Below are 26,433 nucleotides of genomic sequence, written 5' to 3'. Positions count from 1 at the left end.
ATGCGGTTTTCGCTTTTCGTTCATATGGAACGCACCTCTCCCGATCAGGACCAGCAGGAGCTGTATGAAAACTTCATAGAACTGGCCAAGATCGCTGATGCGGGCGGCATGCATGCGGTCTGGACCGGCGAACATCACGGGATGGATTTCACCATCTCGCCGAACCCGTTCCTGAATATCGTCGATCTGGCACACCAGACCAACAATGTGCGTCTGGGAACCGGAACCGTTATCGCTCCGTTCTGGCATCCGATCCGGCTGGCCGGAGAGGCCGCAATGACGGACATGATCACGAATGGCCGTTTGGATCTGGGCATTGCGCGTGGCGCCTACAGCTATGAATACGAGCGGATGGTGCCGGGGCTGGACGCCTGGGAGGCAGGCCAGCGTATGCGCGAGCTTGTTCCGGCAGTGCGGGGTCTTTGGGAAGGCGATCATGCGCTGGACGGAGAGTTTCATTCTTTCCCGGCAACCACATCTTCACCCAAGCCTCTGCAACAAAACGGTCCACCGATCTGGGTTGCCGCGCGCGATCCCAACAGTCATGAGTTTGCGGTATCGAACGGTTGTCACGTGCAGGTCACCCCTTTGTGGCAGGGCGACGAAGAGATTACCCGGCTGATGGATACGTTCAATGCCGCTTGTGCCAAATTCCATGACGTCCCGCGCCCCGAAATCATGCTGTTGAACCACACCTACATCGCCTCGGACGAGGCGGATGCCCGTCGCGCGGCGGAAGAGATCAATCGCTTTTATTGCTATTTCGGCGCGTGGTTCAAAAACGAACGCCCTGTGTCGCAGGGTCTGATCCAGACGCTGAGCGATGACGACATCGCTAACCATCCCTTCTATTCGCCCGAGGCGATGATCCGGGACAATGTGATCGCCACGCCCGACAATGCAATCGAACGCCTCAAGGGCTATAGCGATCTTGGATATGATGAGTATTCTTTCTGGATCGACAGTGGGATGAGCTTTGAGCGCAAGAAAGCCTCGCTAGAGCGGTTCATCGCGGACGTCATGCCCGCCTTCGCCTAAGGAGAGAAAATGCGGCAGTTTCAGCACTATATCGGCGGCACGTTTTCGGATGGGACCGCGCATTTCGACAGCCTTGATCCCGCGACGGGCACCGTTTGGGCGAAAATGCCTGAGGCCCGAACACATGATGTGAACGCCGCGGTTGAGGCTGCGTGTTCAGCGCTGAATGCCCCCGAATGGGCGACCATGACAGCAACGGCGCGTGGTAAACTGTTGTACCGGCTGGCCGATCTGGTCGCCGAAAATGCTCAGACCTTAGCCGAGCTTGAAACGCGCGATACCGGCAAGATCATTCGCGAAACCTCTGCTCAGATCGCCTATGTCGCGGACTACTACCGTTACTATGCCGGATTGGCGGACAAAATCGAAGGGGCGCACCTGCCGATCGACAAGCCCGACATGGAGGTTTGGCTGCGCCGAGAACCAGTTGGTGTGGTGGCCGCCATAGTGCCGTGGAATTCGCAACTGTTCCTGTCTGCGGTCAAGATTGGCCCGGCGCTTGCCGCCGGTTGCACAGTCGTTCTGAAAGCATCCGAAGATGGTCCGGCCCCGATGCTGGAATTCGCGCGTATTTTCGATCAGGCAGGCTTCCCGCCCGGAGTTCTGAACGTCATCACCGGCTTCGGGCCGGAATGCGGCGCCGTTCTGACCAGTCACCCGGATGTCGATCATGTTGCCTTTACAGGCGGCCCGGAAACCGCGCGCCATATCGTGCGCAACTCGGCTGAAAACCTCGCTTCGACTTCGTTGGAACTGGGCGGAAAATCCCCGTTCATCGTATTCGAAGATGCCGATATCGAAAGTGCTGTGAACGCGCAGGTTTCGGGGATCTTTGCTGCTACCGGGCAAAGCTGCGTGGCGGGATCGCGATTGGTAATCTCTGATAAGATCAAAGATGAGTTTCTGGCCCGGCTCACCGAAAAAGCGGGTGAGATCGTGATCGGGGCGCCCGATGACCTAAAGACCGAAGTTGGCCCGCTGTGCACTCAGGCTCAGCTTGTGACAGCGGCAAATTTGGTTGCTGAATCCGTCTCGGCAGGGGCTACCGTGATAGCGGGTGGGCAACCTTTGGACCGTGAGGGGCACTATTTTCCACCGACAATCATTGATTGTACGGACGCGCCTGATGCGCCCTGTCTGTCGCGCGAAGCCTTTGGTCCGATCCTCTCGGTCGTCAGTTTCGGGACCGAAGCGGAGGCGATACAAATAGCCAACAACACCGCGTTTGGGCTGGCGTCGGGTGTCTTTACCAAAGACTTGACCCGCGCACATCGAATGATCCGCAGAATTCGGGCTGGCATTGTCTGGGTTAACACATATCGCGCTGTCAGCCCGATTGCTCCATTCGGAGGTCATGGACTGTCGGGCCACGGGCGCGAAGGGGGCCTACAGGCGGCGCTTGATTACACACGGGTCAAATCGGTCTGGTTGCGCACAAGCGACGATCCGATCCCCGATCCGTTCGTGATGCGGTGAATCTGACTAATCAACAGCATCCTTGGGCCAGATTTAGCACACTTTAGACAATCGCATTTCTGCCGCGCGTGCGTGGCCTTCCATGCCTTCCATCCGACTGATCCTAGCAGTGCGTTCAGCAAGCTCGTGCGAGGCTTGCGCTGAGCAGCGCTGCCATGTCACCGTTTTGGTGAATTTATGCACTGACAGACCGCCGGTATATCGGGCCGCTCCGCTTGTCGGCAAAACATGATTTGGCCCGGACGTCTTGTCGCCGAAGGGCACTGTTGTTTCGGCACCCAGAAACAGCGATCCATAGGTGGTCAGTTGGTCCAGCCACCAATCCAGGTCCTCGGCGATCACCTGCAGATGTTCGGGCGCGTAGTTGTTGGCGACCCTGGCAGCCTCGTCGCGGCTGTCGCAAAGAATGATCTCGGCCCGGTCGCGCCATGCCGTGCGCGCTGCACTAGCGTTCGGCTCGGGAAGACTTTCGATCAGCGCTTCGGCGCGCGCGATGACGCCCTGGGCCAGAGCTTTATCGGTGCTGACCAGCCAGACAGGGCTATCGACGCCGTGCTCGGCTTGGCTCACAAGATCCCAGGCGACGGTCTCGATCGATGCTGTGTGATCGGCAATGACCAAGGTATCGGTTGGACCTGCAAACATGTCGATGCCAACCTTACCAAACAGCATCCGTTTCGCCTCGGCGACATAGGAGTTTCCCGGACCGACAAGAATATCAGCTGGCCGCGCACCAAAAAAGCCATGGGCCATCGCAGCAATCCCCTGAACTCCGCCCAGATTCAGGATCAGATCTGCACCGCTAAGGTCCATCGCATAAACTATTGCATCAGGGATGCCCGCACCGGGACGCGGTGGCGAGACCGCCGTGATGTGGGACACCCCAGCCACCTTTGCCGTGGTAATCGTCATCAACGCACTTGCGATATGGCTATACCGACCACCAGGAACGTAGCATCCCGCGCTCGAGATCGGGATCTGTTTCTGACCTGCAATCAGGCCGGGCATCACCTCGATCTCGCATTCGCTCACCGTGGTCATCTGCGCTTCGGCAAATCGACGGATATTGGCATGGGCAAAGCGGATGTCGTCTTTGACCTGTTCAGGCACACGGTCACATGCGGCTTTGCGCGCTTCATCAGTCAACACGAACTCTCCCGTCCAGCCATCGAGCGTTCCGGCATAGCGCCGAACGGCCTCTTCGCCCTCGCGCTCGATATTGGAGAGCATGATTGCGACGATATCGCGGATATCCGAATTTTCTGCATCGGGGCGGGGCAGGGCGGTTTTCAGATATGAGACGGCCATGGGAAACCTCAACGCGTCAGAGAGTGGGAGTGGATAGCGCCCGCCAGAACATCGACGGTGTCGATGATCGGAACGCTTTTGGGTAAGTCGCGGGTGAGCAGAGAGAATTCGGAGCAGGCCACAAACAAAAGTGCGGCACCCCGGCCCGAAAGGGCGTTAGCAGCGTCGGAAAGTGTGCTGAGTGCAGCGCCGGTTGGCCCTTCAGATTTGATGTGGCGGATCGTGCCGAGCATCCTATCTTCATCCTCGGGCCAGATTGCGGTAAATCCAGCGCGGTTCAGGGGGGCGTCAAAAATTCCGACCTTTCGCAGCGCTGGTGAGGCAAGAATTCCGACCTGGCTGCCAGAAGGCAGGAGCTGCGACGCTTGATCCACGGACAGGTCTACCATGTTCAGAAAGGGGATCGAGACGGCGTCCTCTATCTGCGCCGCATAGTGGTGTGCGGTGTTACAAGGCATCGCAAGCGCGGTTGCCCCTGATTGCTCCAATCCTCTCGCCATATCGGCCAGAACCGGCCCGGGATCAGACCCGTTGCCCTCGATCAGGTGCGCGATGCGGGAAGGCACCTGTGGGTTCATGTCAATCAGTAGTGGCAGGTGATCGGCATCATCCGCCGCCTGTACCGTGGATAACACGCGCTGCTGCAACAGAATTGTCGCCTCGGGGCCCATTCCGCCCAATATGCCGGTGACGCGGGGTTTCATGCGAAGACCTGCTTGCTGGAACTTATCACCGTGATTTACAGATTGACCCAGCGGTCGGTGTGATCGAAAGCGAAATCATAACCGAACAGGCCAACCGAGCCTCCGGTATGCAAGAACACCACACGCTCATCCTTGAACGAGCCTTTGCGCGCCAGATCGATCAGACCGGCGGCCCCTTTGGCGGAATAGACCGGGTCGAGCAGAATGCCTTCCAGTTCGGCAAACATGCGGATCGCCTCAATGCCGCTTTCGGTCGGCAAGCCGTAGCCGTCGCCTACATAGTCGGTATTGGCCATCACATCCTCGCGCTGCACCACGTCTGGGCAACCCAATTTCTCAGCCGTGTTGCAGGCTAGATCATAGACCATCTGCTCTTGCTTGGGCTGCGGTGCGCGGGTGCCAATGCCAAGAACCGGAATGCCCGTATTCATGGCGCAAAGCCCGGTGACCAGCCCGGCTTGCGTGCCCGAGGAGCCCGTCGCATGCACCACGCGATCGATTTTGAGACCGGCGTTATTGGCCTGGCTCACAAGCTCTAGCGCGCAGTTTACATAGCCAAGCGCTCCGGTCGGGTTCGAACCTCCGCCCGGAATGACATAGACGTTGTGACCTTCTTCACGCTTCTTCGCGGCCGAACGCTCCATCTCGGCGGGCATGTCGTGGCCGCCGGGAAACTTCTCGGTGGTTGCGCCATGCAGATGATCCAGCAGGACATTGCCATTGTTGTTGTAGTTGGCGTTGTTATAGCTGGTGCGGTCTTCCAGTAGGATATGACATTTCAAACCCAGCCGGGCAGCGAATGCAGCGGTTTGACGCGCATGGTTCGATTGCGTTGCCCCTTGTGTCATCACCATGTCTGCGCCTTGTTCGAGCGCTTCGCCGAACAGAAACTCTAGTTTGCGGGTCTTGTTGCCACCCGTCGACATGCCGGTGCAGTCGTCTCGCTTGATCCAAAGATCGATTCCCAGAGCCTCGGACATACGATCCATCCGTTCAAGCGGTGTTGGCAGATGGGCAAGAAAAACACGGGGAAAACGGGAAAGATGCATCAAGCTGTCCTAATCTGAGCCCGGCACATGGTTCAAGACCGGTAGGTCTTGCCAACACGGGCCGCTGGGTAGGTTTCTGGGTTTAGAATGCCGCCTGTAGTCAAGCCGCAAGGTTAGGCCTAATCACAGCGGATGGGGCGCGTCGGTCAAGCGCACTGTACCCGGTTTCGAAAAAGCCGGAAAATAACTTCGATATTGCGCTCAGATTACCTGGTTGCTCATTCGGGGGGTGCGGGAATGGTTCGAAAGTCGTCATTCAACCACGGAAACCGCGAATTCATAGGCTCGGTCACATGACGACGGATCAGGTTTTGCAGTGTGTTGTGGATCAGTCGTGTGGTTGTCGACGGATAGATATTGGTCGTGAACAACGATACGGTACGCGCAAAGCTTTTGCCCGGGAAAGGTAATGCGCGTGTATCTTTGTGGAATCGCCGTGCGCGATAGTAGCTGGCGGCAGTCGTGATCGTCCAACCACTGCCCCCGGCGACAAGTCCGATAATTGACTGATTACATTCAAGTTCGAACCGGTTGGGTAGGTTAATCTTGCTGCGGGTTAGCTGAATTTCGATGAGTCTGCCTATGGTGTGATCACGCGAATATCGTAAAAGCGGAAGCAGACTGTCTGATTTGGTCAGTTCCTCGACCGGTCCGTCATATGCAGGCGGAAGAATGACGATAAACGGATCTCGAAGTAGCGGGAATTCGATTAACCCCTCAAAGTGCTCAGGAGGTCGGGTCGCAACGCCTGCATCCAGCTTTTGAGACTGCAGTTTGTCAAGAATCTCATGGCTGGGGCGGGTAAAGTGGCGAAAATTGCACCGCGGCAGGCTTGCAGAGAGATGACGGAAGAGTTCTGGCGCGACCCGGCTGTCAAAATCGTCAATCAGGCCCAGACGCAAATCTGTTGCATGTTGCCAACTGCCCGAGCGAAGCTCGGCCTCGCCCCGTTTCAAGGCGATCAGGCCGTCATGCACATGTCGTGAGAACACCGTGCCTGCGGGTGTCAGACCCATGGGTCTGCGGCTGTGGTCCACCAAATCCACATCCAGCGCCTTTTCAAGACTGCGCAAGTGATTGGAGACCGTACTGATTGACAAACCGGTTTCAGCTGACACCTTTTGGATTGAACCCAACTTGGAAATAAGTTGGAAGACCTCCAGCCACCTGAGACTGAGTGCTTTCTTTGTCATCGGGTGCTCCCAAACCAGCGAACTATCAGTCAAAAGCGAAACAAAGTTTCGCTTTTTACGCAACCAGTATTTTGATTTACTAATTCAACGCGTAAGGACTATGGTTTTTCTACTGTTCCAGAGTTCGGACGTTTCAAGAGCCGACAAGTGGAACCAGCAGGGAGAAAATAGTCAAAATGATCAAGAAATATCTGCTCACAACAGCATATGCCGGGATTGCGGCCGTTACCGCTTCACAAGCCGCCGCGCTTGATGAACTGACGGTTGCATATTTCCTCGAATGGCCGATGCCGTTCCAGTATGCGAAAGCAAACGGAACCTACGAAGAAGAACTGGGCGTCAAGATCAACTGGGTGTCTTTCGACACCGGTACCGCCATGTCAGCTGCGATGGCCTCGGGTGATGTACAGATCGCGGTCAGCCAAGGGGTACCACCGTTTGTGGTAACCACTTCGGCTGGTCAGGACATCCAGATCGTCGATGTGGCGGTCAGCTATTCAGACAACGACAACTGCGTTGTTGCCGAAGCGCTTGAAATCGACAAGGGCAATGCGGGTGAATTGAACGGCAAGAAGGTCGGTGTTCCGATCGGCACAGCTGCGCATTACGGTTTCCTGTCGCAAATGTCTCACTTTGGTGTCGACATCGGTTCAATGGAAATTGTTGACATGGCTCCGGCCGATGGCGCCGCGGCATTTGCGCAGGGCAACCTCGACATGGTTTGCGGCTGGGGTGGCGCGCTTCGTCGCATGACCGAGCATGGCAACATCCTGCTGACCGGTGCTGAAAAAGAAGAGATCGGTATCCTGGTGTTCGACGTCACTAGCGCTCCGGCAAGCTTCATCGAAGAAGAGCCCGAGCTTCTGTCGAAGTTCCTTAAGGTTACCGCAGATGCCAACGCCAAGTGGAACGCAGGCGACAGCAAAGATGAAATGCTGCCGGTGATTGCCAAGGATGCTGGTATGGATCCTGCAGACGCTGAAGCCACAATCGCGACTTTCACCTTCCCGTCAGTTGAAGACCAGCTGTCCGAGAAGTGGCTGGGCGGTGGCGCGCAAGACTTCATGCAGGGTGTTGCAAACGTGTTCGTGTCGGCAGGCAGCATCGAATCCGCTCTGGATTCGTATGATGGTGCCGTTAATGCAGGCCCGCTGACAGCTGCGAATAACTAATCACGCAGGACATTTCATGCGACCGGCCCCGGTTTCGGGCCGGTCGACAGCTATGAAAGCAGGAAGGAGGCAGGATGCCTGAACTGGACATCGTAGAATTGTCCATGCGCTTTGACTTACCCAACGGCTCCTCAGTACAGGCCCTACAAGATGTTTCACTCAGCCTTAAAGAGGGTGAGCTGATGTCTGTCCTTGGCCCGTCGGGCTGTGGTAAAACGACGTTGCTGAACATCGTTGCAGGATTTCTGGCGCCGACATCTGGCAAGATTGAACTGAACGGCCATCTGGTCAAAGGCCCTGATGCTGAACGCGGGATGGTGTTTCAGAAGGGCGCGTTGTTCGAATGGATGAACGTGCGGGAAAATGTCGAGTTTGGCCCGCGTATGAAAGGCATGCCCAAAGCCGAGCGTGACCAGATTTCCGACCATCTGCTTGAGGTCGTCGGGCTTCAGGATTTCAAGGACAAGGCGGTTTATGAACTATCGGGCGGGATGCAGCAGCGTGTTGCGTTGGCGCGGTGCCTGGCAAACGAGCCGGACGTCATCCTGATGGACGAACCGCTGGGTGCTTTGGATGCGCTGACCCGTGAGAAAATGCAGGGCCTTGTCCTGAAGCTTTGGAAAGAAACGGGCAAGACGATCATCCTGATCACCCACTCGGTCGAAGAGGCCTTGTTGCTGGGTGAGCGTCTGATTGTCATGGCCCCTAGACCGGGGCGCATTCACCGCGAATATAATCTGCCTTTTGCTGAACGCGGTGTGAATGCCGATCTGCGTGATGTGAAGAAATCCGAAGGTTTTGCGGAAAAGCGCGATGAGATCCTCTCGATGATCTGGGAGATGGAAGAAGAAATTATGGGTCGGACGGAGCAGGCATCATGATTGTACTTCTCTTCTATATCGGCCTGTTCGGTGGCGCGTTTTTTATCGTCTACGCGTTACGCCGCGGTTTGCAATCGCGTCAGGATTTCACAAGCTTGAAAACTGTGACTTTCGGCGACGAAAGTGCCGTACGAGCGGATAGGGCTGCGTCGATAATCTCGGTTCTCGTGATCTTTGTGATCTGGGCGGCTTTCACCGGCTCGAAGTTGTTTCCGATCCATGTGCCGGGCCCATTTGTGGGTGATACGCAATTCACCTATACGCTCGAAAACGCGGATGGCAGCACGGATGAAGCCACGATTTTTGTTCGTGTTCCAGCCTTCGGTGAGGAAGCAGAAAAATTCGAGGTCGAGCCCGGCAGCGGATTTGCCAAAGACGATGCGGTTGCTGCTGCTGCGGGCCGCTCATCGACGATCCTGTTCGACAAGAACGATGATGCTAAACGTAATGAGGGTGCAAAGATCGTCGCGATCAACGGCACACCTATAGGTGAAGGCCAAAAGGTTGATACAGGCGATGGTACCGTAACGCTGACCGGGAAAGGGGCGATCAGTTTCACCCCCAAACAGGGCTTGCAGATGAACCCCATCTGGCTTCCAGCCCCTGAAACCGTTGTGGCCCGGTTCTTTGAGATTGCGAATGAAGGCTACCAGAACTTCTCGCTTTGGGAGCATCTGGGCTGGTCGCTGTTGCGCGTGATTGCTGGGTTTATCGCAGGTGCGCTTGTGGGGATTCCGCTGGGTTATGCAATGGGCCTATCCGGTTGGTTCCGAGGCTGGTTCGATCCGATTGTCGAGTTCATGCGACCGGTGCCGCCACTTGCGCTGATCCCACTGGTGATCATCTGGTTCGGCATCTGGGAGACCGGCAAGATCGTTCTGCTGTTCCTTGCGGCCCTTTGGATCATGACCATCGCCGCGCGGGCTGGTGTGTCCGGTGTGAACATCTCGAAAATCCACGCAGCGTATTCTCTGGGGGCGTCGAAATGGCAGATCATGCGCCATGTGATCGTGCCCAACTCGCTGCCCGAGATTTTCACCGGTGCACGTGTGGCCATGGGTGTCTGTTGGGGAACTGTTGTTGCGGCTGAACTGGTTGCCGCACAAAAGGGCGCCGGCATGATGATCATCGCCGCATCCAAATTCCAGCTGACCGACATTGTCATCATGGGGATCGTCCTTATCGGGGTGATCGGATATGGAATCGATATCCTGATGCGCAAGGCCGAGAATTGGCTGGTGCCATGGAAAGGCCGCAGCTGATCGGTCTTTCCGATACTGTGGTAACAAAGCGGCCCCCGAGCAATCTCGGGGGCCTTTTGTTTCAGCTGCGATTAAGAACGCGGCGTTGGACCTTGCTGCTAACTTAGCTTGAACACGGCATCGGTCTGTATACCTTCAGAGCTCCTGTGCCCAAGGCGGGTTTGCCCCCGCTCGGGATACGGTGACGGCAGCGACCTTTGCACCGTATTCAAGCGCGTCGCGAAGACTGCTTGTGGGCAAAGTGCGCAAGGCGGGCTTGTTGAGATGACCGGTTTGGCTTAGCGCAGCCAGCACACCTGCGTTGAACGTATCGCCAGCACCAACAGTATCCACGACCTTAACCTTCTGGACGGGCACGGAAACGTCCGTTCCATCAGAAAGATAGCCTGTCGCGCCATCCCCCCCTTTGGTCACGATTGCGATCGCTGGTCCTGCACGAAGCAGCAGTGGAATTTTCTCGGCATGGCTTTCGGGGCCCGGTATAATCCAATCAAGGTCTTCATCGGAAACTTTAATGATGTCGGTCTTTGCGATCATACGGTTCAAGCGGGTCCGGTATCGCGTCTGATCCTTGATAAAGCTGGGTCGAATATTGGGATCCAACATCACTGCATGATCCGCGCCATGACGATCAAGTGCGGCCGCGTACGCATCAGCGCATGGTTCGCAAGCCAGGCTGATCCCTCCGAAATACAGTGCGGAAACGCCCGGTAGTTGATCCGGCATGTCTTCGGGCCGCAGCATCCGGCCCGCCGTATTCTCATCGACAAAACTGTATGTGGCGTGCCCATCCCTCAACTGCACGAATGCAAGTGTCGTAGGACGGTCCGAGCGGATAACGTGCGAGGTCGCGACATGGCTGATCTGCAAGGCGGCGATCAACTGCTCTCCGAACATGTCGGTAGATAGCCCTGACAGCAGCCCCGTTTGTATGCCCAGACGACCCAGTGCAATTGCTGTATTGAAGATCGCGCCGCCGGAATGTGGGACAAACCCTTTGCTGCCAGAAACCGTTGGTTCGGCGATCATATCGATCAGAGCTTCTCCACAGCACAGGATCATTCCGCTACCCTTCGATCTGCCTAAAAATGCACGGCCAAATTACCGTGCCAAGGCATTCTTACAGAAATTGTTAGCGCCAACAATGCCAAACTCATTCTGCTCCGACACATACAGGTTCATTGATCGCCGCAGTTCATCAAACCGACCTCCTGCGTTGAAGGCACACAGAAAATCCTGACCAAACAGCCAGCGGTTCTTTTCGGCCACCCCGCCAACAAGAAACACACCTCCGAAGGGGATAAGAGCAACAGCAAGATCGCCCATTATGGCGCCCAGATGCTCGGTGAACATTCGCGCCGCCTTAACAGCGCAGGCATCCGAGCCGTCCTGAGCATCCTGCAGAATGTCTTTTGCCGAACGTATCATGCCGTTGGCCTGACCTTCGGCCATTCCGATCGCCTGATAGAGAACCGGTAGGCCAGTTCCGCTCAGGAACATCTCGGCCTCGATGGTGAGCGTATCGTCAAAAAAGCAGTCGGGTATGATCTGGCGCGCTGCGCTGAAAACTTCGACCTCGTCAAGATGGCGCGGGGACAATCCAACATGGCCGCCCTCGCCGGAAACGGTGTGAAAATGTCCTTCAGAGTAGAGCAGGGCGCCCACGCCCAGCCCGGTTCCCGGCCCGACAACTAGCCGTGTCCCCAGTGGTGGAGCGGCTGAGCCCTGCAATACCTCAACATCATTCTCGGTAATCTCGGCGACTGACCATGCGGCAGCAGTGAAATCATTGATGACATAGGTATGGTGCGCGCCGGTTGCTCGGGCCAGAGCGTCTTCGGAAAGATCAAGATTGGCATTGGTCAGGCGAATGGTGCCGTCCTGAACCGGACCAGCCCCGGCAGCGACGACCGCGCGCGGCTGTGTTCCGACCTCGTCGCAGAGGCTGTGCAATGCGTCTTGCAGATCACTTACGGCGCCGGTGGGATGTTTGCGAAGATCGGTTAACTCCCCCTCGGTCACGACACCCAGTCTTGTGTTGGTTCCGCCAATATCGGCCACCAGATTCCAATGGGCGTGTAGCCCTCCCTTGGGTCGAACCCATGGGGCCGGGTGGGCGTCACTTGCTTGGATTGTTTGCAGCGCCCCGACGTCAGTTCCGGACTGAACGAATATGCCCTGTACCAACGTGCCGGGTTCAAGCGCTTCATGTACCGCCTCCAGAATCTGCGCCAGGTCAGATCCCGTATCGGCGGCTATAGTCACGAAAGAAGGCAGAGATAGCTCATGCGCGCTGCGCATCAGCGCAACTATATCGGTGCCTTCTTTCACGACTACGCTGCACCAATCAATCGGCTCGGCGATGATGGAAAAATCATCCCGCCAATTTTCGGGAAAGTGGCTGGCCAATCGATCCAGCAAAGACTGCGAGTATTGCCCGTTGGTTATCGTATCAAGGATGAGCGGATCGACCTCTACACCCAGATTGGCCATCCCATAGCTCCGCATTTCCTGACGCGCCGCGCCCTGTGCAAGCAATTGATGGTGCAGGCTGCGGGCATTAGTGCGAGGGTCGCGTTCGATTCCGACGGACGGGTTCAAGGTAGAGATGTTGAATATCCGATCACCCATCCGAGCGACGACTGCCTCAGAAAACGCTGCAAAATAGTCGGCCATTACTCGATTGCGCCACCCGCCGATATCCTCCAGCGCTGGGGGGATATCGTTGTGATCCAGCACAATGCATGGCCGAATGCTGTGTGCCAAAAGCTGATCAATCCGCTGCTCGCACTGATCCAATGCGCGTGCATCAGGAATGCGACCGTCTGGTATGATGTGCTGCCAACGGACTGTAAAGCGGTGCATGTCTAGCCCAGTTGCCGGTTCTGCAGGGGCAGCCGCACCAAACAGAAAGCCATTGGGAAAGTCAGAACGGGTATATTTCATTGTCGCAACCTGTTGGAGCCATGACCAGCGTCACGCCATCTAACAGGTTATGTTAGCGGTATCTAGATTAACGTTTATATGAACCGCGCGTCCTGAACAGGACATCACATCCTTCGATCTGCTGGCCGTCCCATGTCACTGAATGCGCATTATAGTTGATCAGCACTTCGTGCGACTGCGTCTCGCGCCGCCGCAGCCCTTTGGGCATCGGATGGAGCGCCAGATCCGTTTTCTGGGCCGCCATGGCTATGACGCGATCCCAAAGGGCCTCATCGGGGAACCCCGCCAAATACCAAAGACCGGCACCGCCATGCAACGCCGCAGTGCCATCTGCGAAAGAAAGCAATTTTTGCGCGGAGCCTGACAAGCGCTCAACCCAATGTTCCGCAGCACCACCCCCTTCGACAATACGGGTTACGCCGGGTGGCAAAGTTTCGATCAGATCGACATGGCTGCTGAGGCCATCAAGACCTGGGCGCCCCGAATCAGGGATCTGAAAATCTGCGGTGATTGCCCCGCTGCGCGGTCCCAGAACAGCAAGATCACACCCTTGTATTAGCCTTTGTTCAAGATCGCCTAGGGCAGCCAGGCCCGGTGCTAGGATCAGATTATAGTGCTCCTTGCCGACCTCGTCCTGAGGCACGAAATCCACCGACAACCCAGCGTGCCGCAGCGCGCGGTAGGCAGAGAATACGAGCCGGAAATAATCGAACCCCGCGCCCTGAGGCTGCGTTGTCCAGGCCCAGTCAGATGCATAATCGAAGACGATAGCAACCTGCGCATGGATAGGCTGAACCGTGTCTATCGCGGCCAGATCATCGGCGGTCTGACGCGCCTCTGCCAAACCGGGTGCTTCGTCGCCATGCGGGGTAAGTAGACCGGCATGCATCTGTTCCTGCCCAAATGGCGCTTGCCGCCAGCGGAAATAGCTGACCACTTCGGCCCCATGGGCCACCGCCTCAAGCGACCAGAGGCGCACCATGCCGGGTAGGGGTGCCGGGTTGTAGGGGGCCCAGTTCACTGGACCGGGTTGCTGTTCCATGACCCACCAACGGCCTCGACCGACGGCGCGGTATAGGTCGTGGTGAAAGGCCTGCATGTCCGGATCACCCTGCTGCAGAAATGCAGTCTTGTGCGGCTCGTCCACTTCCAACCGATCCGACAGGAAGCCAATCGGATAGCTGTCCCACGTCGCGATGTCCAAATCCCTGCCTATATCGAAATGATCGAATTCCAGCACGCGCCCCATGTAATTGTGCAGCAATGGTTGATCCGTTAGCGGCCGCAGCGCATCGACCTGGGCCTTGTTGAACGCCACCACCTGATCCGAACTGAACCTGCGAAACGCCAAGACGTGTGCCGGGTTGGGCTCGGTCACGGTCTGGTTCGGCAGCTCGATCTGATCGAAGCTGTTATATTCCATCGACCAGAACACATTCCCCCAGGCATCGTTCAACGCGTCGATCGAGTTGTATCGGTTCGCCAGCCAGCGGTGAAAAGCATACAACGCCGCAGCACTATAGCTGAGCGTCGTATCGTGACAGCCATATTCGTTATCGATTTGCCAAGCAGCGATATGCGGGTTGCGGCCATAGCGCTGACCCATGATCTTCGTGATCCGCTTGCATTCGTCGATATAGCCGGTGTGACTAAAGCAATAATGTCTGCGTGAGCCGAACTTGCGTAGATTGCCATCAACATCCACAGCCAGCATGTCGGGATGCTTGTCCAGCATCCATCGCGGAGGTGTTGCCGTCGGGGTGCCCAGCACAATCTTCAGCCCTGCCGCACCCAAGGTTTCAATCGCGCGATCCAACCAGTCGAATTGCAGGTCTCCAGCAGTGGGTTCCATTCGGCTCCAGGCGAATTCGCCGATCCTGACCCATTTCAAGCCAGTCTCGACCATGCGCGCGGCGTCCTGAGCCCAGTTTTCTTCGGGCCAGTGTTCAGGGTAATAGCAAACGCCAAGTTCCGGCTTCATAGTATAACTCTGTGTTCAGCTTGACCTTGCGCCACATTTGGCGCGGTGAGTGTCATGCCATTCGTCGGCGTTCTTACAAGAGTGTCCGCGTCCAGCCCTTGGCGGGCGGTGGTGCAGAACAGTGTAGTCAGGTCATCACCACCAAAACTCGGGCACGAAGTGTGTTTGGCATCGAAACCAACCGCTCTCAGGAATTGACCGCCGGGCGTATAGGCTGCAACCCGGCTGGCACCCCATTGGGCGATCCAGATGTTTCCGTCGTGATCAACCACGGCACCGTCCGGGTTCAGATCTTCGCTTTGCAGGTCAAGGAAGACCGCCGCTTTGCCTATGGGCCAGCCTGTCTGCGCGTCCAGTTCCCAACGCATGACCAGTTTAGTGGCGGTATCGCTGTAATAGCCGCAGGATCGGTCCGGCGCAAAGCAGATTGCATTTGAGATGATGATATCTCGGACCAATGGCCGTAGCTCGCCATTCCAATAGCGATAGATCGAACCTGCGCCTACTTCTGCCTGTTTGCCCATGGTGCCAATCCAGAACCCGCCCCAAGGATCGGCGCGCCCATCATTGGATCGAGTCACCGGATTGTCGACCTCAAGCGGGGCGATCAAATCTTTGGCTCGACTTTCAAGCCCAAATCGCCACAGGCCGGTTTCCGACGCGATCAGCAAAGTGTCACGGTCTACCCATCCTGCGGCTGAGACATGTTCATCGAACGCCCAGCTACGCGCTTGTTCATTTTCTCGCGTCATCAGTCGTTTGCCGGTGATATCGAACCAGAAAAGCTGTTGCCGTTCGGGGTGCCACAATGGCCCCTCGCCCAGTTCGCATGGGCGGTCGTCATAGACCTGACTCATCCAACGGCCTCATCATAGGCAGCTACGATCTGCTCGGCATGGTTTGCTATGTCGCCAACCGACATTCCGGGCTTGTAGAGTGCAGACCCGATTCCGAAGCCGTCGGCGCTGGCCTTGATCCAGTCCCCAAAGTTCTCGGGGCCCGCACCGCCCACCGCAAAGACCTGAGCGCCCGTCGGCAATACAGGGCGCAGGGCAGCCAACCCTGCAAGACCGGCAAGCGAACCGGGGAAAAGTTTTAACCCCGTAGCCCCGGCCTGGAGCGCAGCGAAGGCCTCGGTCGGGGTGAACACACCCGGCCAGCTTTGCAGCCCAAGTGCGACAGAGCGTTGGATCACGGACACATCGCAATTTGGCGAAACGATCAGTTTGCCCCCGACATTGGCAACCGCGTCAACCTGATCGGGGGTCAATACAGTACCCGCTCCGATAAGCGCGCGGTCCCCGATCTCCGAGGCGAGAACTCGGATACTTTCTAGCGGATCGGGAGAATTCAGCGGAACCTCAATCCGGTCTATGCCCGCTTCCAGCAGGGCGTGACCGACCGGTAGCGCCTCGTCAGTGGTTAACCCGCGCAGAATGGCGATGATTGGGCGGCTCATGCGGTTTGCCTCGTTAATGTTCGGGCCTGCGATAGACCTGCAAGGGTTGCGATCATGGCGTCTGCGGTTTCGACCATTGCGCCTTGTTGTTGCAAGGCGGTTGCGTAGGCGTTGGATAAGCTTTCCGAGCCGATGATCGCCAATTGCTGACCCAGCCAATAGGGCCGCGATGCGGCAAGCTCGGCGCCAATCAGGAACCCTGAAAGACGGGCGCGTGCAACGCTGTTGCTTTGACCGTGCAGCAAATCAGCGGCCCGTAGCCCGAATAGGCGCGCTGCCAGCTGCTCGGGTTTCGACAGCATGTCGGCAACCGCTTCGGTAAAACTCGCGTCGTCCCAGCCCTCGTCAATTGAATGCTGCAGAACGGATTGCCCGCGCAGCAGATCAAACAACTCGCCGGTCATGAAGGTTCGGAAACTGACCACCTCTCCGGCACTGATCTGGGCCCACTTCGTATGAGTACCGGGCAGGCAAATCACACCGTCCCAATTCTGATGCGTGCTGAGGAACCCCGCGATCTGAGTCTCTTCGCCGCGCATCACATCGGGAGGGCTGGTCTGTTTCAGCCCCGGAACAACGAAGGCCCGAATGCGCGGATCGGTGTTTGGAACACGGAATGGTACGATCGGGATTGGTTCGGACGGAACAGCGGAATACGGGGCCTCGACCCAACCTTGCCGTGCCCCAACCATTCCGCAGGCGATCACATCTACCGGTTGCCCGGGCAGCCAATCTTCGATCAAAGCTAGCAGGGCTGCCTGAAAACCTCCGCCGGTTGTGCGGGACATACCATCTGACGACGCGGCCTGTGCCAAAACGCTATCACCTTGCATGGCCCATGCCCGCAGATGAGATGTTCCCCAGTCAACAGCGATCCACTCGACATTCATAGCATCACCCCGTTCCTACCACGCCGCCGTCAACCACCATGCACTGCCCGGTCATTGCACGGCTTGCGCTTGAAGCCAGAAACAGGGTTGGTGCTATCATGTCTTCGGGCGTCAGATGCTCTTTCAGGCTCTGGCGATCCATATGCGCAGCCAGATCTTCGGGTGTGGCCCACATGTCCAGCTGTTTCTGTGTCAGAACCCATCCCGGTGCCAGCGCGTTGACGCGAATTTTATGTGGCCCAAGTTCACGCGCCAACGAGCGTGTCATGCCGGTGATCGCCGCATTTGAACTGGTATAGATTGGATAACCTGCGTTCCCCATCAGGTAACTGATCGAACTGAAATTGATGATCGAACCGCCTTTGTCCTTCATCTGTCGCGCGGCTTCCTGACAGGCAAAATAGTAGGCCTTTAGGTTGACTTCGATCATCCAGTCCCAGAACTCGGTTGTAGTTTCTTCAAGTGAGTGCCGCTTGTCATTCGCAGCGTTGTTGACCAGCACTTTGATCGGGCCATGGGCTTCAGCTGCTTTGGCCATGGTGGTGTGCAACAGCTCGGTATCGGTCATGTCACCCTGCAAAAACAAGGGGGCGCGGCCGTGCTTGTCACGCATCTGTTCGACAAATTCACCGGCATCTGACCGACCGATAAAGGCAACTTTAGCCCCTTGGGCCATGAACCCGTCAGTCAACGCTGCACCAACGCCCGAACCGCCGCCGGTTATATAAACAGAGGCTCCGTTGAGGTCTTGAAATGTAGCAGGTTGATCCATCAGTGGCTCTCTCTCGTCACTAAGCGCGTGTCTTTGCCCACAAGGAAATCAAGGTCCGCGCCGCGATCAGCCTGCAACACGTGGTCGATATAAAGCTTCGCATACCCGCGCGAGTAATGCGGATCGTCCGGTTGCCACAGGGCGCGGCGGGCGTCCAGTTCCTTTTCGTCGACCAGCAGCTGCAGCTCGCCCTTGTTGGCGGACACGCGAATACGGTCACCGGTTTTGACCAACGCCAACGTACCACCGGCCTGAGCCTCAGGGCTGACATGCAGGATAACTGTCCCGAATGCAGTACCAGACATACGCGCGTCCGAGATCCGGATCATGTCGCGTACGCCGTCTTTGACCAGCTTGGCCGGGATCGGCATGTTCCCAACCTCGGGCATCCCTGGATAGCCCTTGGGCCCACAACCTTTGAGGACCAGAATGGTCTCAGGTGTAACTGGTAGGTCGTCGCGGTCGATATTGGCTTTCAGATCTTCGATGCTTTCAAAAACGTATGCTTCGGCCTCGGTTTCCAGCAGTGCATCTGTGGCCGCCGAAGGCTTCACGATTGCCCCGTTGGGCGCAAGATTGCCGCGCAGAACCCGCAGGCCTGCGGCGGGTTTTACCGGATCGTCAAATGGGCGGATGACGTCTGTGTTGAAACACTCAGCCCCTTCACAGTGGGCCGAGATGTCCTTGTTCAGAACTGTTCTTGCCGGGCGCAGGAAAGGTTTGAGTTCGCTCAGAACCACTGGCACACCGCCTGCATAACAGAAATCCTCCATCAGGTATTTGCCAGAAGGCATGCAATTGACCAGCAGGGGGATTTCCGATCCGATTTCAAAGTCTTTCAACGTCAGGTCGACACCCACGCGACCTGCAAGTGCCAACAGGTGGACCACTGCGTTTGTCGATCCTCCGACGGCTGCATTGGCGAGGATGGCATTCTCAAACGCCTCCCTGGTCAGGATATCTGATGGCTTGAGGTCCTCGTCCACCATCTCGACAATGCGCTTGCCGGTCAGATGCGCCAGTGCCATGCGGCGGGCATCAACGGCAGGCAGGGCGGCGTTGGTGGGCAGCGACATGCCCATCGCCTCAACCAATGAGGCCATGGTACTAGCGGTGCCCATAGTCATGCACACGCCCGCGCTACGCGACATGCCTGATTCAGCGTTCATGAAATCCTGAAGTGTCATTTCTCCGGCACGAACAGCCTCGGAAAACTTCCAGACATCTGTGCCCGAGCCGATATCCTGACCCCGGTATTTGCCGTTCAGCATCGGGCCAGAGCTAACCACGATGGACGGCAAATCGACCGAGGCTGCACCCATCAGCTGCCCCGGGGTGGTCTTGTCGCATCCACCCAGCAGGACAACGCCGTCGATACCATAGGCGCGGATCGATTCCTCGACATCCATCGCCAGCAGGTTGCGAAACAGCATGGCGGTGGGTTTCATCTGGGTCTCGCCCAGCGACATAACGGGGAATTCCACTGGAAAGCCGCCGGCCTCCCACACGCCCCGTTTCACGCCTTCGGCCAGATCACGAAGGCCCGAATTGCAGGGCGTCAGTTCCGACCATGTGTTGCAGATGCCGATGATGGGGCGCCCGTCAAAAGCGTGATCCGGAAAGCCCTGGTTTTTCATCCAGGACCGGTGAATGAACCCGTCCTTATCGAGTTTTCCGTACCAATGCTGTGAACGGCGTTTCTTGGTCATTATTGGCTCTGTCTGTCTGGCGTTGGAATTGAGTGTTTTTTGAGAAGACGAAGATTAAGCTGCGCGGGCGGGGCGGCACCAATCTGGCAGCCAATCACCATGGGCAGAAAGCAGATCGGTGACGAGGCCGCGAATTTGGCGCAGATCCAGCTCGGCCGCAGTATGGGGATCCATCATTGCGGCGTGATAGATGTATTCGGGGTTTTCTTCGGTCAGCGCGCGAACCGTTAGCTCTTGTACGTTGATTTGGGTCCGCATCAACGCGATCAGTTGTGGCGGGATATCCGTGACCACGGAAGGTTGGACGCCATTCGAGTCAACCAGACACGGCGTTTCAACCGCTGCACCTAGGGGTAATTGCGGAATCTGACCCGTATTTGGCAGGTTGCCGTAGGCTGTGTACGGCGTGTCTGTCACGATTGCGTTCATAAGGTCGGCGGCGAATTCATGGCTTCGGGTTACTTCAATGTTCCGACCATCTGTCAGGGTCTTGGCCTGTTCCTTCCAATTGGCCACCTGCTCGACACAGCGGGTCGGGTATTCGTCCAGCGGTATGCTGAACTGTTCGATCAGGTCATTGCGACCGTCTTTGATGAACCAAGGAACGTATTCTGCAAAATGCTCGGAACTTTCGGTGCAGAAGTATCCAAGATGGTCCATCACTTCGTACCGGACTTTGTTTGGACAGCGCGGCATTAGCAGCGGAGGCTTGGGTAAATGCCCGGCGCGATAGCCCTGACGCAAAGCCGGATACAGATCGCGGCCTTCATGCTCGAGCTTGAGGAAGAACGCGACGTGATTGATACCGGCAACTTTGTAGCGAAAGTCCGCCTTGGGCAGGTCTAGATCATGCGCCAATTCTTCGACCGTGTTCTGGACAGAATGGCACAGGCCGACATGTTTCAGATTAGGGAAGCGCTCAGCCAGAGACCAGGTGTTGATGGCCATCGGATTCACGTATTGCAGCAGCGTTGCGTTGGGGCACAACTGCATCATGTCCTGCGCGACGCCCCACAGAACGGGCACAGTGCGCAGGCCGCGCATAATGCCTCCAACACCCAGCGTATCGGCGATAGTCTGACGCAGGCCATATTGTTTTGGGATTTCAAAATCTGTCACCGTGCAAGGCTCATACCCGCCAACCTGAAAGGCAGTGATCACGAAATCTGCGCCGTCCAGCGCCGCGCGACGATCCGAGTGGGTTGAGACGGTTGCACCCGTGCCGACTGAGCGGATCATGGCCTTGGCCACAGCTTCGCTTTCGGCCAAGCGCACCGGATCGATATCCATCAGCGCAAAGTGGCTGTCTGCAAGGGCAGGGGTGAGCAGGGCGTCGCCCACGATGTTCTGCATGAAGATCGTGGAACCTGCACCTACAAAGGTGATCTTGGTCATGAGGTAAACCTCTGGTTTGACGTTATTTTACGGCACCGAGGGTCAGGCCCGCGATGAAGTGTTTCTGCATCAGGAAGAACATGGCAACCGGCGGCAGGGCTGCCACTATAGAACCGGCACTCATCAACTGATAAGCAGCGCGAAATTGCGCGTTAAAGCTGGTGATCCCGGCTGTCACGGGCTGGCTTTCGGCCCCTTGGGTCAGAACAACAGCCCAGAAATAGTCGTTCCAGATGAAGGTGAAAATCAGGACACTGAGTGCGGCGATGGCCGGTTTCATCAGTGGTAGAACGACGTACCAGAAGATTCGCCATTCGCTAATGCCCTCGACCCGTGCGGCCTCGATCAGTTCGAATGGCAGGGCGCGGATGAAGTTGCGCATGAAGAGCGTGCAGAACCCGGTCTGGAAGGCGATGTGGAATAGCACAAGCCCTGTTTTGGTGTTGTAAAGGCCCAACTCCAGCGTGAGATCGCGCACAGGGACCATCAGGATCTGGAAGGGTACGAAATTGCCCGCCACAAACATGAAGAAGATCCAGAGGTTCGATTTGAATTTGTAGATCCCCAGCGCGAAGCCTGTCATGCAACTGAGTGCAACGGCCCCGATTACCGTTGGTACGGTGATCAGGAACGAGTTCATCAAGTAACGTGGCATATCCGAATTGAAAAAGACCTGACCATAATTGAACGCGCCCTCAAAACTTGACGGCATCCCCCAGTAATTCGCATTGGTGAAGTCTGCGGCAGGTTTGACCGAGAAAAGCGCGACCGCCAAAAGGGGCCCCAGCCATAGTAGCAGTGCCAGAGGCAACATCGCCTGATAGGTGATCTGCGCTGCGCGGGGTTGTTTTTCGATCGGTTTGGGAAACATCTCAGTGCCCCCTTTCTTCGCGGTACATCGACCACAGGAAGTAGGCGATGAAGCAGAGCATAATCAGGAACAGGATCACAGCGATAGCTGCGCCATATCCCATGCGGAAGCCGTATTCGGACAGCGCGACCTCGAACATGTAGTAGGCCAGCACGCGGGACGAGCCAAAAGGACCGCCCTGTGTCATGATCGAGATCAGGTCAAAGCTGCGCAGCGCGCCGATGATTGTCACAACGAATGCGATGAAGGTTGCCGGGCGCAGCTGCGGCAGAATAATGTGCCACAGCATTCGCCCACCTTTTGCGCCGTCCAGACGCCCGGCTTCGATCTGTTCGGGGTCGACGGCGTTAAGGCCGGTGAGGTAGAGGATCATGCAATAGGCCGTTTGTGGCCATAGACCTGCGAAGATGATGCCGTAGGTTACGAAGCGCTCATCCCCCAGCACGTTCAGTGGACCGAGGCCAAAGAGGCTTAGGAATTCGTTTAGAAGGCCAAAGGTTGGGTCGTAGAACCATGTGAATACTAGCCCAACGACGACCTGAGAGATGACGAAGGGAAAGAAGAACAAAGACTTGTAGAGGCGGATGCCCCAGACCGTCTGGTTCAGGAACAGTGCAATAAACAAGCCTGCAGGAATTGCGGCCAGATACAGGATCAGCCAGATCAGGTTGTTCTTGAGCGAGATGTAGAAAGCGTCGCGGTCCACCCATTCCCAATACAGATCTTCATAGTTGCGAAAGCCGACATATTCAGCTGCACCTAAACCGTCCCATTCATAAAGAGACAGATTGAAAGACTGAAAGACCGGGATGATCACATAGACCATGAAGAACAACAGACCCGGAGCCAAAAACAGCCAGGGCGCGATGCGCTGTTGGTTTCTGTGGAACCAGCTTTCTTGCTCGGGGGCGTCAACGGCAGCGGTCATGGGCATCTCGGATCTGGTGGGTGAAGGCGGGCTGAAGCCCGCCCTACTATTGTGCAAGGTGTAGGCCGGGCTTCAGCCCGACCCTGGACAAGATTTAGTTGTCGTAGATGCGCTCGCGCGCACGTTCCAGCTTGGCCAGAATCTTGTCAGCGTTGTCCGGCTTGACCATGAATTCCTGGAAGCCTTCCATCGACACTTTTGCCATTTCCGCTGGTGCGTCGCGGTCCCAGAACTGTGCAACACCGCCGGGGCTGTTAGACGATAGCATGACAAAGCCCTGCTGCAGGAACTTGTCGTCGTCCACTGCGGATTGCGCGTTCACAGGCAACTGGCCGAGGTTTGCACCGTTGTTGATTTCGGTCTGTTCGTCCGCAGAGACTGCGAAACGCAGGAACTCACGCGCGGCTTCCTTGTTCGAGGCATTGGCCGGGATATGGAACGTATCGGTCGGCGCGTCTTCGGCCAGTTCAACATCGGGGTTGATGGCGACAAACTGATAGAAGTCCAACTGATCGTCGGTCAGGCCTGCTTCACGCAGCGGAGCCACAGCGAAGTTACCCATCAGATAGGCGGCGGCCTCACCGTTGACCATAAAGGGCAGGGCTTCTTGCCAGCTATATGTCTGGTGGTTGTCAATGAATGCGCCCATGTCGATCAGCTGTTTCCAGTTGGCGAAGGTCTGCTTAACCCGGTCGTCTTCCCAGCTGATCTCGCCATTTGCGAGTTGATTGTGAAAGTCGAACCCGTTGGTGCGCATGTTCAGATAGTCAAACCAGCCACCTGCTGTCCACAGGAACTTGGTGCCGATGGTATAACAGGCGCGGCCGGAATCGACGATCTTCTGGCAGTTGGCCAGTTCTTCTTCCCAAGTGGTCGGCTCGGTCAGACCCAGCTCATCAAAGATGTCTTTGCGGTAATAAACGCCCCATTGATAGTAGGTGTACGGAACGCCCCACTGTTTGCCATCAATGGTCATCGCACCTTTGGTCGAGGCCAGATTGTCGGCGATTTCAGGTTCAGCCCACAGGTCCGAGACGTCTTCGAAAAGACCCGCTTCAACATAAGGCTTCATTCGGTTGGCTGCATACCAGGTGGCAACGTCTGGCGTGTCAGCCGTCAGGAAGTTGCGAATCTGGGTCTTGTAGGCCTCACGGTCGATCACGGTGGTTTCGATTTCTAGACCGGGATGCTCGGCCGCGAATCGCTCGATCATCGCTTCCATCGTCGCGCGCGGCGCCGGGTTGGACGTATCGAGGAAGATTCGCAGCTCGCCGGTCAGCTCTGCTGCGACGGGCGCAGCAAGTGCCACACTGGCAGCCAAAGCAGCCGCTGTGCGCTTGAACATGGAATGCATAGTTTCCTCCCTTAAGCTTCCATATTGGTCTCAAATATTGAAACCTTGTTTTATATATTGAAAACTACACATCGACTCGGCTACTCTTGTCAAGACCCTCGTGCCCAAAGCCGAGGGAAAGTGGAGGAGAACAGGCACCCGTGGCAGGTGACGGAACAATAGGAAAAGCATGTGACGTGTTGGAACAGGTCGCGGCCTTCGAACGCCCGGTGCGGTTCGGGGAATTGCTGGAGCGCAGTGAATTTCCCAAGGCGACGCTATACCGCTTTCTGCAGTCGCTAACCAATCAGGGCATGCTGCATTACGAACCGGAACGGCAGACCTATTCGCCAGGTATGCGATTGGTGCGCCTGGCACATTCGGCATGGACGCATAGCTCATTAGCTCCAATTGCGCGGCCTTTCCTGGACGCTCTCAGCGCCGAGACAGGGGAGACCGTGCACTTGGCGCAACTTGATTCCGGGCAGGTGCTTTATGTGGATAAGCGCAACGCGCAACGACCAATTGAGATGTATTCCGAGGCCGGCAAGGTCGGCCCGGCCTATTGCACAGGCGTTGGCAAAGCGATGATGGCCTATTTGGACGAGGCACAGTTGGAAAAGACGATCTCGCAACAAAGCTTTCATCGGTTCACTGACAAGACCTTGGCCTCGGAAAAGGCATTACGGGCTGATCTCGTTAAGATCCGCAGCCGGGGTTACGCAGTTGATGATGAAGAGCATGAGCCTGGCATCATCTGCATTGCCTGCCCGATTCTGACTAATGGGGGCCGCATGTTGGGGGCCCTATCGGTGACAGGATCGACTGGGCGAATGGATTTCGAGCAATTGCAATCTTGGGTGCCGCGCGTCCGGCGCGTCGCTGAACAGATCGGCGCAGAAGCACAGGCGTGGCGGTTCCCCGAGGGCCAACAGAATAGGATGCAAGCAACATGACAGGTGTAACCCTGAAAGGCGCGATCAAACGGTATGGCCAGACGCAGGTCATTCACGGGATTGATCTGCAGATTGAAGATGGTGAGTTTTGCGTGTTCGTGGGCCCCTCGGGCTGCGGTAAGTCCACGCTGTTGAGGATGATCGCGGGTTTGGAAGAAACCTCGGACGGGGAAATCCATATCGGCGCACGTGAAGTCACGCATGTGGATCCTGCCAAACGCGGAGTGGCGATGGTTTTTCAAACCTATGCGCTCTATCCTCATATGACCGTGGCCGAGAACATGGGATTTGGTCTGCGTATGAACGGTGTTGCCAAGGCCGAGATCGATCAGAAGGTTCAGGAAGCGTCAAATATTCTGAAGCTCGACCAATATCTGAAACGCAAACCCAAAGCGTTGTCCGGCGGTCAGCGTCAGCGTGTCGCGATCGGGCGTGCCATTGTGCGCGGCCCCGAGGTGTTCCTGTTCGACGAACCGCTCTCGAATCTGGATGCAGAACTTCGCGTGGAAATGCGGGTTGAAATTGCGCGGCTTCATCAGGAAATCGGCGCGACGATGATCTACGTTACGCACGATCAGGTCGAGGCGATGACCATGGCCGACAAGATTGTGGTATTGCGCGACGGTCGGATTGAGCAAGTGGGAGCCCCTATGGACCTGTATCGCGACCCCGACAATAAGTTCGTGGCGGGTTTCATCGGGTCTCCTGCAATGAACTTCCTTGAGTGCGATGTCGTGGACGGCATGGTGCGGCACCCTGCACTTACTGATGATGTCCCGGTCACCGAGAGCGTTCCCAAAGGAGCGACGAAAGTAACATTGGGTATTCGCCCCGAGCATATTCAGGTGGATCGAAACGGTGACACCTGCACAGTTGATCTGACCGAAGCGCTCGGTGGTGTTTCATATTCTTATCTGCTGACGCCAAATGGCGATAAGCTGATTGTGGAAGAACGGGAAGACCAACGCAGTACGACCGGTGACCGCATCGGGCTTTCGGTTCGTCCTGAGCGTGCGATGCTGTTCGATCCCGAGACGGGTCAGCGGCTGCGATAGGGCTTGCCAGACCGGATCTGTTTTGCATGACTGCGCATTATCCATCGGCTTTCCG

The 26,433-nt window shown here is 56.7% G+C and carries 23 protein-coding genes; 7 read left to right on the top strand and 16 right to left on the bottom strand.

Features of this window, described 5'->3' with window-relative positions:
- Together ACR0DE_RS01205 and ACR0DE_RS01200 are read left to right on the top strand one after the other, a co-directional pair.
- Entirely contained in the window at nucleotides 1-1,038 is a 1,038-nt protein-coding gene (locus ACR0DE_RS01205; protein ID WP_480751234.1) for an LLM class flavin-dependent oxidoreductase, read from the top strand.
- Nucleotides 1,039-1,047: 9 nt separating this feature from the next.
- On the top strand, nucleotides 1,048-2,514 hold the full coding sequence (locus ACR0DE_RS01200; protein ID WP_480751232.1) for an aldehyde dehydrogenase: 1,467 nt from the start codon (nucleotides 1,048-1,050) through the stop codon (nucleotides 2,512-2,514).
- 33 nt (nucleotides 2,515-2,547) lie between these two features.
- Here the strand turns inward: ACR0DE_RS01200 and hisD are convergent, their stop codons facing one another.
- From hisD to ACR0DE_RS01180, 4 genes are all read right to left on the bottom strand, one after another.
- Nucleotides 2,548-3,822: a histidinol dehydrogenase gene (gene hisD / locus ACR0DE_RS01195; protein ID WP_480751230.1), complete on the bottom strand. Its 1,275-nt coding sequence runs from the start codon at nucleotides 3,820-3,822 to the stop codon at nucleotides 2,548-2,550.
- A gap of 8 nt (nucleotides 3,823-3,830) precedes the next feature.
- Nucleotides 3,831-4,526, bottom strand: coding sequence for a cysteate racemase (gene cuyB / locus ACR0DE_RS01190; RefSeq protein ID WP_170635860.1), 696 nt, complete (start codon nucleotides 4,524-4,526; stop codon nucleotides 3,831-3,833).
- A 35-nt stretch (nucleotides 4,527-4,561) separates the two neighbouring features.
- Nucleotides 4,562-5,575 (bottom strand): D-cysteate sulfo-lyase, encoded by a 1,014-nt coding sequence (gene cuyA / locus ACR0DE_RS01185; protein ID WP_480751227.1) that lies wholly within the window; start codon nucleotides 5,573-5,575, stop codon nucleotides 4,562-4,564.
- A 218-nt stretch (nucleotides 5,576-5,793) separates the two neighbouring features.
- Complete coding sequence (locus tag ACR0DE_RS01180; protein WP_480751225.1) at nucleotides 5,794-6,768, bottom strand: LysR family transcriptional regulator; 975 nt, start codon at nucleotides 6,766-6,768, stop codon at nucleotides 5,794-5,796.
- Between the two features lie 176 nt (nucleotides 6,769-6,944).
- Here ACR0DE_RS01180 and ACR0DE_RS01175 point away from each other — a divergent pair, with 176 nt between their 5' ends.
- The 3 genes from ACR0DE_RS01175 to ACR0DE_RS01165 all read left to right on the top strand — a co-directional run bounded on the left by ACR0DE_RS01175 (nucleotide 6,945) and on the right by ACR0DE_RS01165 (nucleotide 10,083).
- A complete protein-coding gene (locus ACR0DE_RS01175; protein WP_170394406.1) occupies nucleotides 6,945-7,940 on the top strand; it encodes a taurine ABC transporter substrate-binding protein in 996 nt (331 codons plus the stop codon).
- A gap of 74 nt (nucleotides 7,941-8,014) precedes the next feature.
- On the top strand, nucleotides 8,015-8,821 hold the full coding sequence (locus ACR0DE_RS01170; RefSeq protein ID WP_170394409.1) for a taurine ABC transporter ATP-binding protein: 807 nt from the start codon (nucleotides 8,015-8,017) through the stop codon (nucleotides 8,819-8,821).
- Complete coding sequence (locus ACR0DE_RS01165) at nucleotides 8,818-10,083, top strand: ABC transporter permease (RefSeq protein WP_170394412.1); 1,266 nt, start codon at nucleotides 8,818-8,820, stop codon at nucleotides 10,081-10,083. Before ACR0DE_RS01170 ends, ACR0DE_RS01165 begins: the two co-directional genes overlap by 4 nt.
- Nucleotides 10,084-10,218: 135 nt before the next feature.
- Here ACR0DE_RS01165 and ACR0DE_RS01160 read toward each other — a convergent pair whose 3' ends face one another.
- The 12 genes from ACR0DE_RS01160 to ACR0DE_RS01105 form a co-directional block, all read right to left on the bottom strand.
- Nucleotides 10,219-11,145, bottom strand: a complete 927-nt coding sequence (locus ACR0DE_RS01160; protein WP_170422864.1) for a carbohydrate kinase family protein — start codon at nucleotides 11,143-11,145, stop codon at nucleotides 10,219-10,221.
- Between the two features lie 39 nt (nucleotides 11,146-11,184).
- Nucleotides 11,185-13,029, bottom strand: a complete 1,845-nt coding sequence (locus tag ACR0DE_RS01155; RefSeq protein ID WP_480751222.1) for a family 1 glycosylhydrolase — start codon at nucleotides 13,027-13,029, stop codon at nucleotides 11,185-11,187.
- 67 nt (nucleotides 13,030-13,096) lie between these two features.
- Nucleotides 13,097-15,010: a beta-galactosidase gene (locus ACR0DE_RS01150; RefSeq protein ID WP_480751220.1), complete on the bottom strand. Its 1,914-nt coding sequence runs from the start codon at nucleotides 15,008-15,010 to the stop codon at nucleotides 13,097-13,099.
- The gene (locus ACR0DE_RS01145; protein ID WP_480751218.1) at nucleotides 15,007-15,867 is read right to left on the bottom strand and encodes an SMP-30/gluconolactonase/LRE family protein; all 861 of its coding nucleotides are present in this window, start codon (nucleotides 15,865-15,867) and stop codon (nucleotides 15,007-15,009) included. The genes ACR0DE_RS01150 and ACR0DE_RS01145 overlap by 4 nt, the downstream gene beginning before the upstream one ends.
- On the bottom strand, nucleotides 15,864-16,469 hold the full coding sequence (locus tag ACR0DE_RS01140) for a 2-dehydro-3-deoxy-6-phosphogalactonate aldolase (RefSeq protein WP_170509607.1): 606 nt from the start codon (nucleotides 16,467-16,469) through the stop codon (nucleotides 15,864-15,866). Before ACR0DE_RS01140 ends, ACR0DE_RS01145 begins: the two co-directional genes overlap by 4 nt.
- On the bottom strand, nucleotides 16,466-17,359 hold the full coding sequence (locus tag ACR0DE_RS01135; RefSeq protein WP_480751216.1) for a 2-dehydro-3-deoxygalactonokinase: 894 nt from the start codon (nucleotides 17,357-17,359) through the stop codon (nucleotides 16,466-16,468). The genes ACR0DE_RS01140 and ACR0DE_RS01135 overlap by 4 nt, the downstream gene beginning before the upstream one ends.
- Nucleotides 17,360-17,363: 4 nt before the next feature.
- A complete protein-coding gene (locus ACR0DE_RS01130; protein WP_480751213.1) occupies nucleotides 17,364-18,131 on the bottom strand; it encodes an SDR family NAD(P)-dependent oxidoreductase in 768 nt (255 codons plus the stop codon).
- Entirely contained in the window at nucleotides 18,131-19,840 is a 1,710-nt protein-coding gene (locus ACR0DE_RS01125) for an IlvD/Edd family dehydratase (RefSeq protein WP_480751211.1), read from the bottom strand. Before ACR0DE_RS01125 ends, ACR0DE_RS01130 begins: the two co-directional genes overlap by 1 nt.
- A 54-nt stretch (nucleotides 19,841-19,894) precedes the next feature.
- Entirely contained in the window at nucleotides 19,895-21,235 is a 1,341-nt protein-coding gene (gene melA, locus ACR0DE_RS01120; protein WP_480751209.1) for an alpha-galactosidase, read from the bottom strand.
- A gap of 22 nt (nucleotides 21,236-21,257) precedes the next feature.
- On the bottom strand, nucleotides 21,258-22,106 hold the full coding sequence (locus ACR0DE_RS01115; RefSeq protein WP_170394442.1) for a carbohydrate ABC transporter permease: 849 nt from the start codon (nucleotides 22,104-22,106) through the stop codon (nucleotides 21,258-21,260).
- Nucleotide 22,107: 1 nt separating this feature from the next.
- Nucleotides 22,108-23,034, bottom strand: a complete 927-nt coding sequence (locus ACR0DE_RS01110) for a carbohydrate ABC transporter permease (protein ID WP_170394445.1) — start codon at nucleotides 23,032-23,034, stop codon at nucleotides 22,108-22,110.
- Nucleotides 23,035-23,128: 94 nt separating this feature from the next.
- Nucleotides 23,129-24,388: an ABC transporter substrate-binding protein gene (locus tag ACR0DE_RS01105; protein WP_170394448.1), complete on the bottom strand. Its 1,260-nt coding sequence runs from the start codon at nucleotides 24,386-24,388 to the stop codon at nucleotides 23,129-23,131.
- Nucleotides 24,389-24,528: 140 nt separating this feature from the next.
- Here ACR0DE_RS01105 and ACR0DE_RS01100 point away from each other — a divergent pair, with 140 nt between their 5' ends.
- Together ACR0DE_RS01100 and ACR0DE_RS01095 are read left to right on the top strand one after the other, a co-directional pair.
- Complete coding sequence (locus ACR0DE_RS01100; RefSeq protein WP_480751206.1) at nucleotides 24,529-25,323, top strand: IclR family transcriptional regulator; 795 nt, start codon at nucleotides 24,529-24,531, stop codon at nucleotides 25,321-25,323.
- Nucleotides 25,320-26,378, top strand: coding sequence for an ABC transporter ATP-binding protein (locus ACR0DE_RS01095; RefSeq protein ID WP_170407775.1), 1,059 nt, complete (start codon nucleotides 25,320-25,322; stop codon nucleotides 26,376-26,378). Before ACR0DE_RS01100 ends, ACR0DE_RS01095 begins: the two co-directional genes overlap by 4 nt.
- Nucleotides 26,379-26,433 lie beyond the last annotated feature (55 nt).

This window comes from Ruegeria sp. C10 (assembly GCF_056537805.1).
Note: the sequence above shows the minus strand (reverse complement) of the source record. Positions and strands in the feature narration are given on the sequence as shown.

What these genes read in the sequence shown, in the direction of transcription:
- cuyA (WP_480751227.1), bottom strand. Translation starts at nt 5,575, where the DNA reads ATGCATCTTTCCCGTTTTCCCCGTGTTTTTCTTGCCCATCTGCCAACA.
- ACR0DE_RS01095 (WP_170407775.1), top strand. Translation starts at nt 25,320, where the DNA reads ATGACAGGTGTAACCCTGAAAGGCGCGATCAAACGGTATGGCCAGACG.
- ACR0DE_RS01115 (WP_170394442.1), bottom strand. Translation starts at nt 22,106, where the DNA reads ATGTTTCCCAAACCGATCGAAAAACAACCCCGCGCAGCGCAGATCACC.
- ACR0DE_RS01205 (WP_480751234.1), top strand. Translation starts at nt 1, where the DNA reads ATGCGGTTTTCGCTTTTCGTTCATATGGAACGCACCTCTCCCGATCAG.
- ACR0DE_RS01110 (WP_170394445.1), bottom strand. Translation starts at nt 23,034, where the DNA reads ATGACCGCTGCCGTTGACGCCCCCGAGCAAGAAAGCTGGTTCCACAGA.
- ACR0DE_RS01160 (WP_170422864.1), bottom strand. Translation starts at nt 11,145, where the DNA reads ATGATCCTGTGCTGTGGAGAAGCTCTGATCGATATGATCGCCGAACCA.
- ACR0DE_RS01140 (WP_170509607.1), bottom strand. Translation starts at nt 16,469, where the DNA reads ATGAGCCGCCCAATCATCGCCATTCTGCGCGGGTTAACCACTGACGAG.
- ACR0DE_RS01165 (WP_170394412.1), top strand. Translation starts at nt 8,818, where the DNA reads ATGATTGTACTTCTCTTCTATATCGGCCTGTTCGGTGGCGCGTTTTTT.
- ACR0DE_RS01200 (WP_480751232.1), top strand. Translation starts at nt 1,048, where the DNA reads ATGCGGCAGTTTCAGCACTATATCGGCGGCACGTTTTCGGATGGGACC.
- ACR0DE_RS01135 (WP_480751216.1), bottom strand. Translation starts at nt 17,359, where the DNA reads ATGAATGTCGAGTGGATCGCTGTTGACTGGGGAACATCTCATCTGCGG.
- ACR0DE_RS01175 (WP_170394406.1), top strand. Translation starts at nt 6,945, where the DNA reads ATGATCAAGAAATATCTGCTCACAACAGCATATGCCGGGATTGCGGCC.
- cuyB (WP_170635860.1), bottom strand. Translation starts at nt 4,526, where the DNA reads ATGAAACCCCGCGTCACCGGCATATTGGGCGGAATGGGCCCCGAGGCG.
- ACR0DE_RS01170 (WP_170394409.1), top strand. Translation starts at nt 8,015, where the DNA reads ATGCCTGAACTGGACATCGTAGAATTGTCCATGCGCTTTGACTTACCC.
- ACR0DE_RS01150 (WP_480751220.1), bottom strand. Translation starts at nt 15,010, where the DNA reads ATGAAGCCGGAACTTGGCGTTTGCTATTACCCTGAACACTGGCCCGAA.
- ACR0DE_RS01155 (WP_480751222.1), bottom strand. Translation starts at nt 13,029, where the DNA reads ATGAAATATACCCGTTCTGACTTTCCCAATGGCTTTCTGTTTGGTGCG.
- ACR0DE_RS01125 (WP_480751211.1), bottom strand. Translation starts at nt 19,840, where the DNA reads ATGACCAAGAAACGCCGTTCACAGCATTGGTACGGAAAACTCGATAAG.
- ACR0DE_RS01130 (WP_480751213.1), bottom strand. Translation starts at nt 18,131, where the DNA reads ATGGATCAACCTGCTACATTTCAAGACCTCAACGGAGCCTCTGTTTAT.
- hisD (WP_480751230.1), bottom strand. Translation starts at nt 3,822, where the DNA reads ATGGCCGTCTCATATCTGAAAACCGCCCTGCCCCGCCCCGATGCAGAA.
- melA (WP_480751209.1), bottom strand. Translation starts at nt 21,235, where the DNA reads ATGACCAAGATCACCTTTGTAGGTGCAGGTTCCACGATCTTCATGCAG.
- ACR0DE_RS01145 (WP_480751218.1), bottom strand. Translation starts at nt 15,867, where the DNA reads ATGAGTCAGGTCTATGACGACCGCCCATGCGAACTGGGCGAGGGGCCA.
- ACR0DE_RS01180 (WP_480751225.1), bottom strand. Translation starts at nt 6,768, where the DNA reads ATGACAAAGAAAGCACTCAGTCTCAGGTGGCTGGAGGTCTTCCAACTT.
- ACR0DE_RS01105 (WP_170394448.1), bottom strand. Translation starts at nt 24,388, where the DNA reads ATGCATTCCATGTTCAAGCGCACAGCGGCTGCTTTGGCTGCCAGTGTG.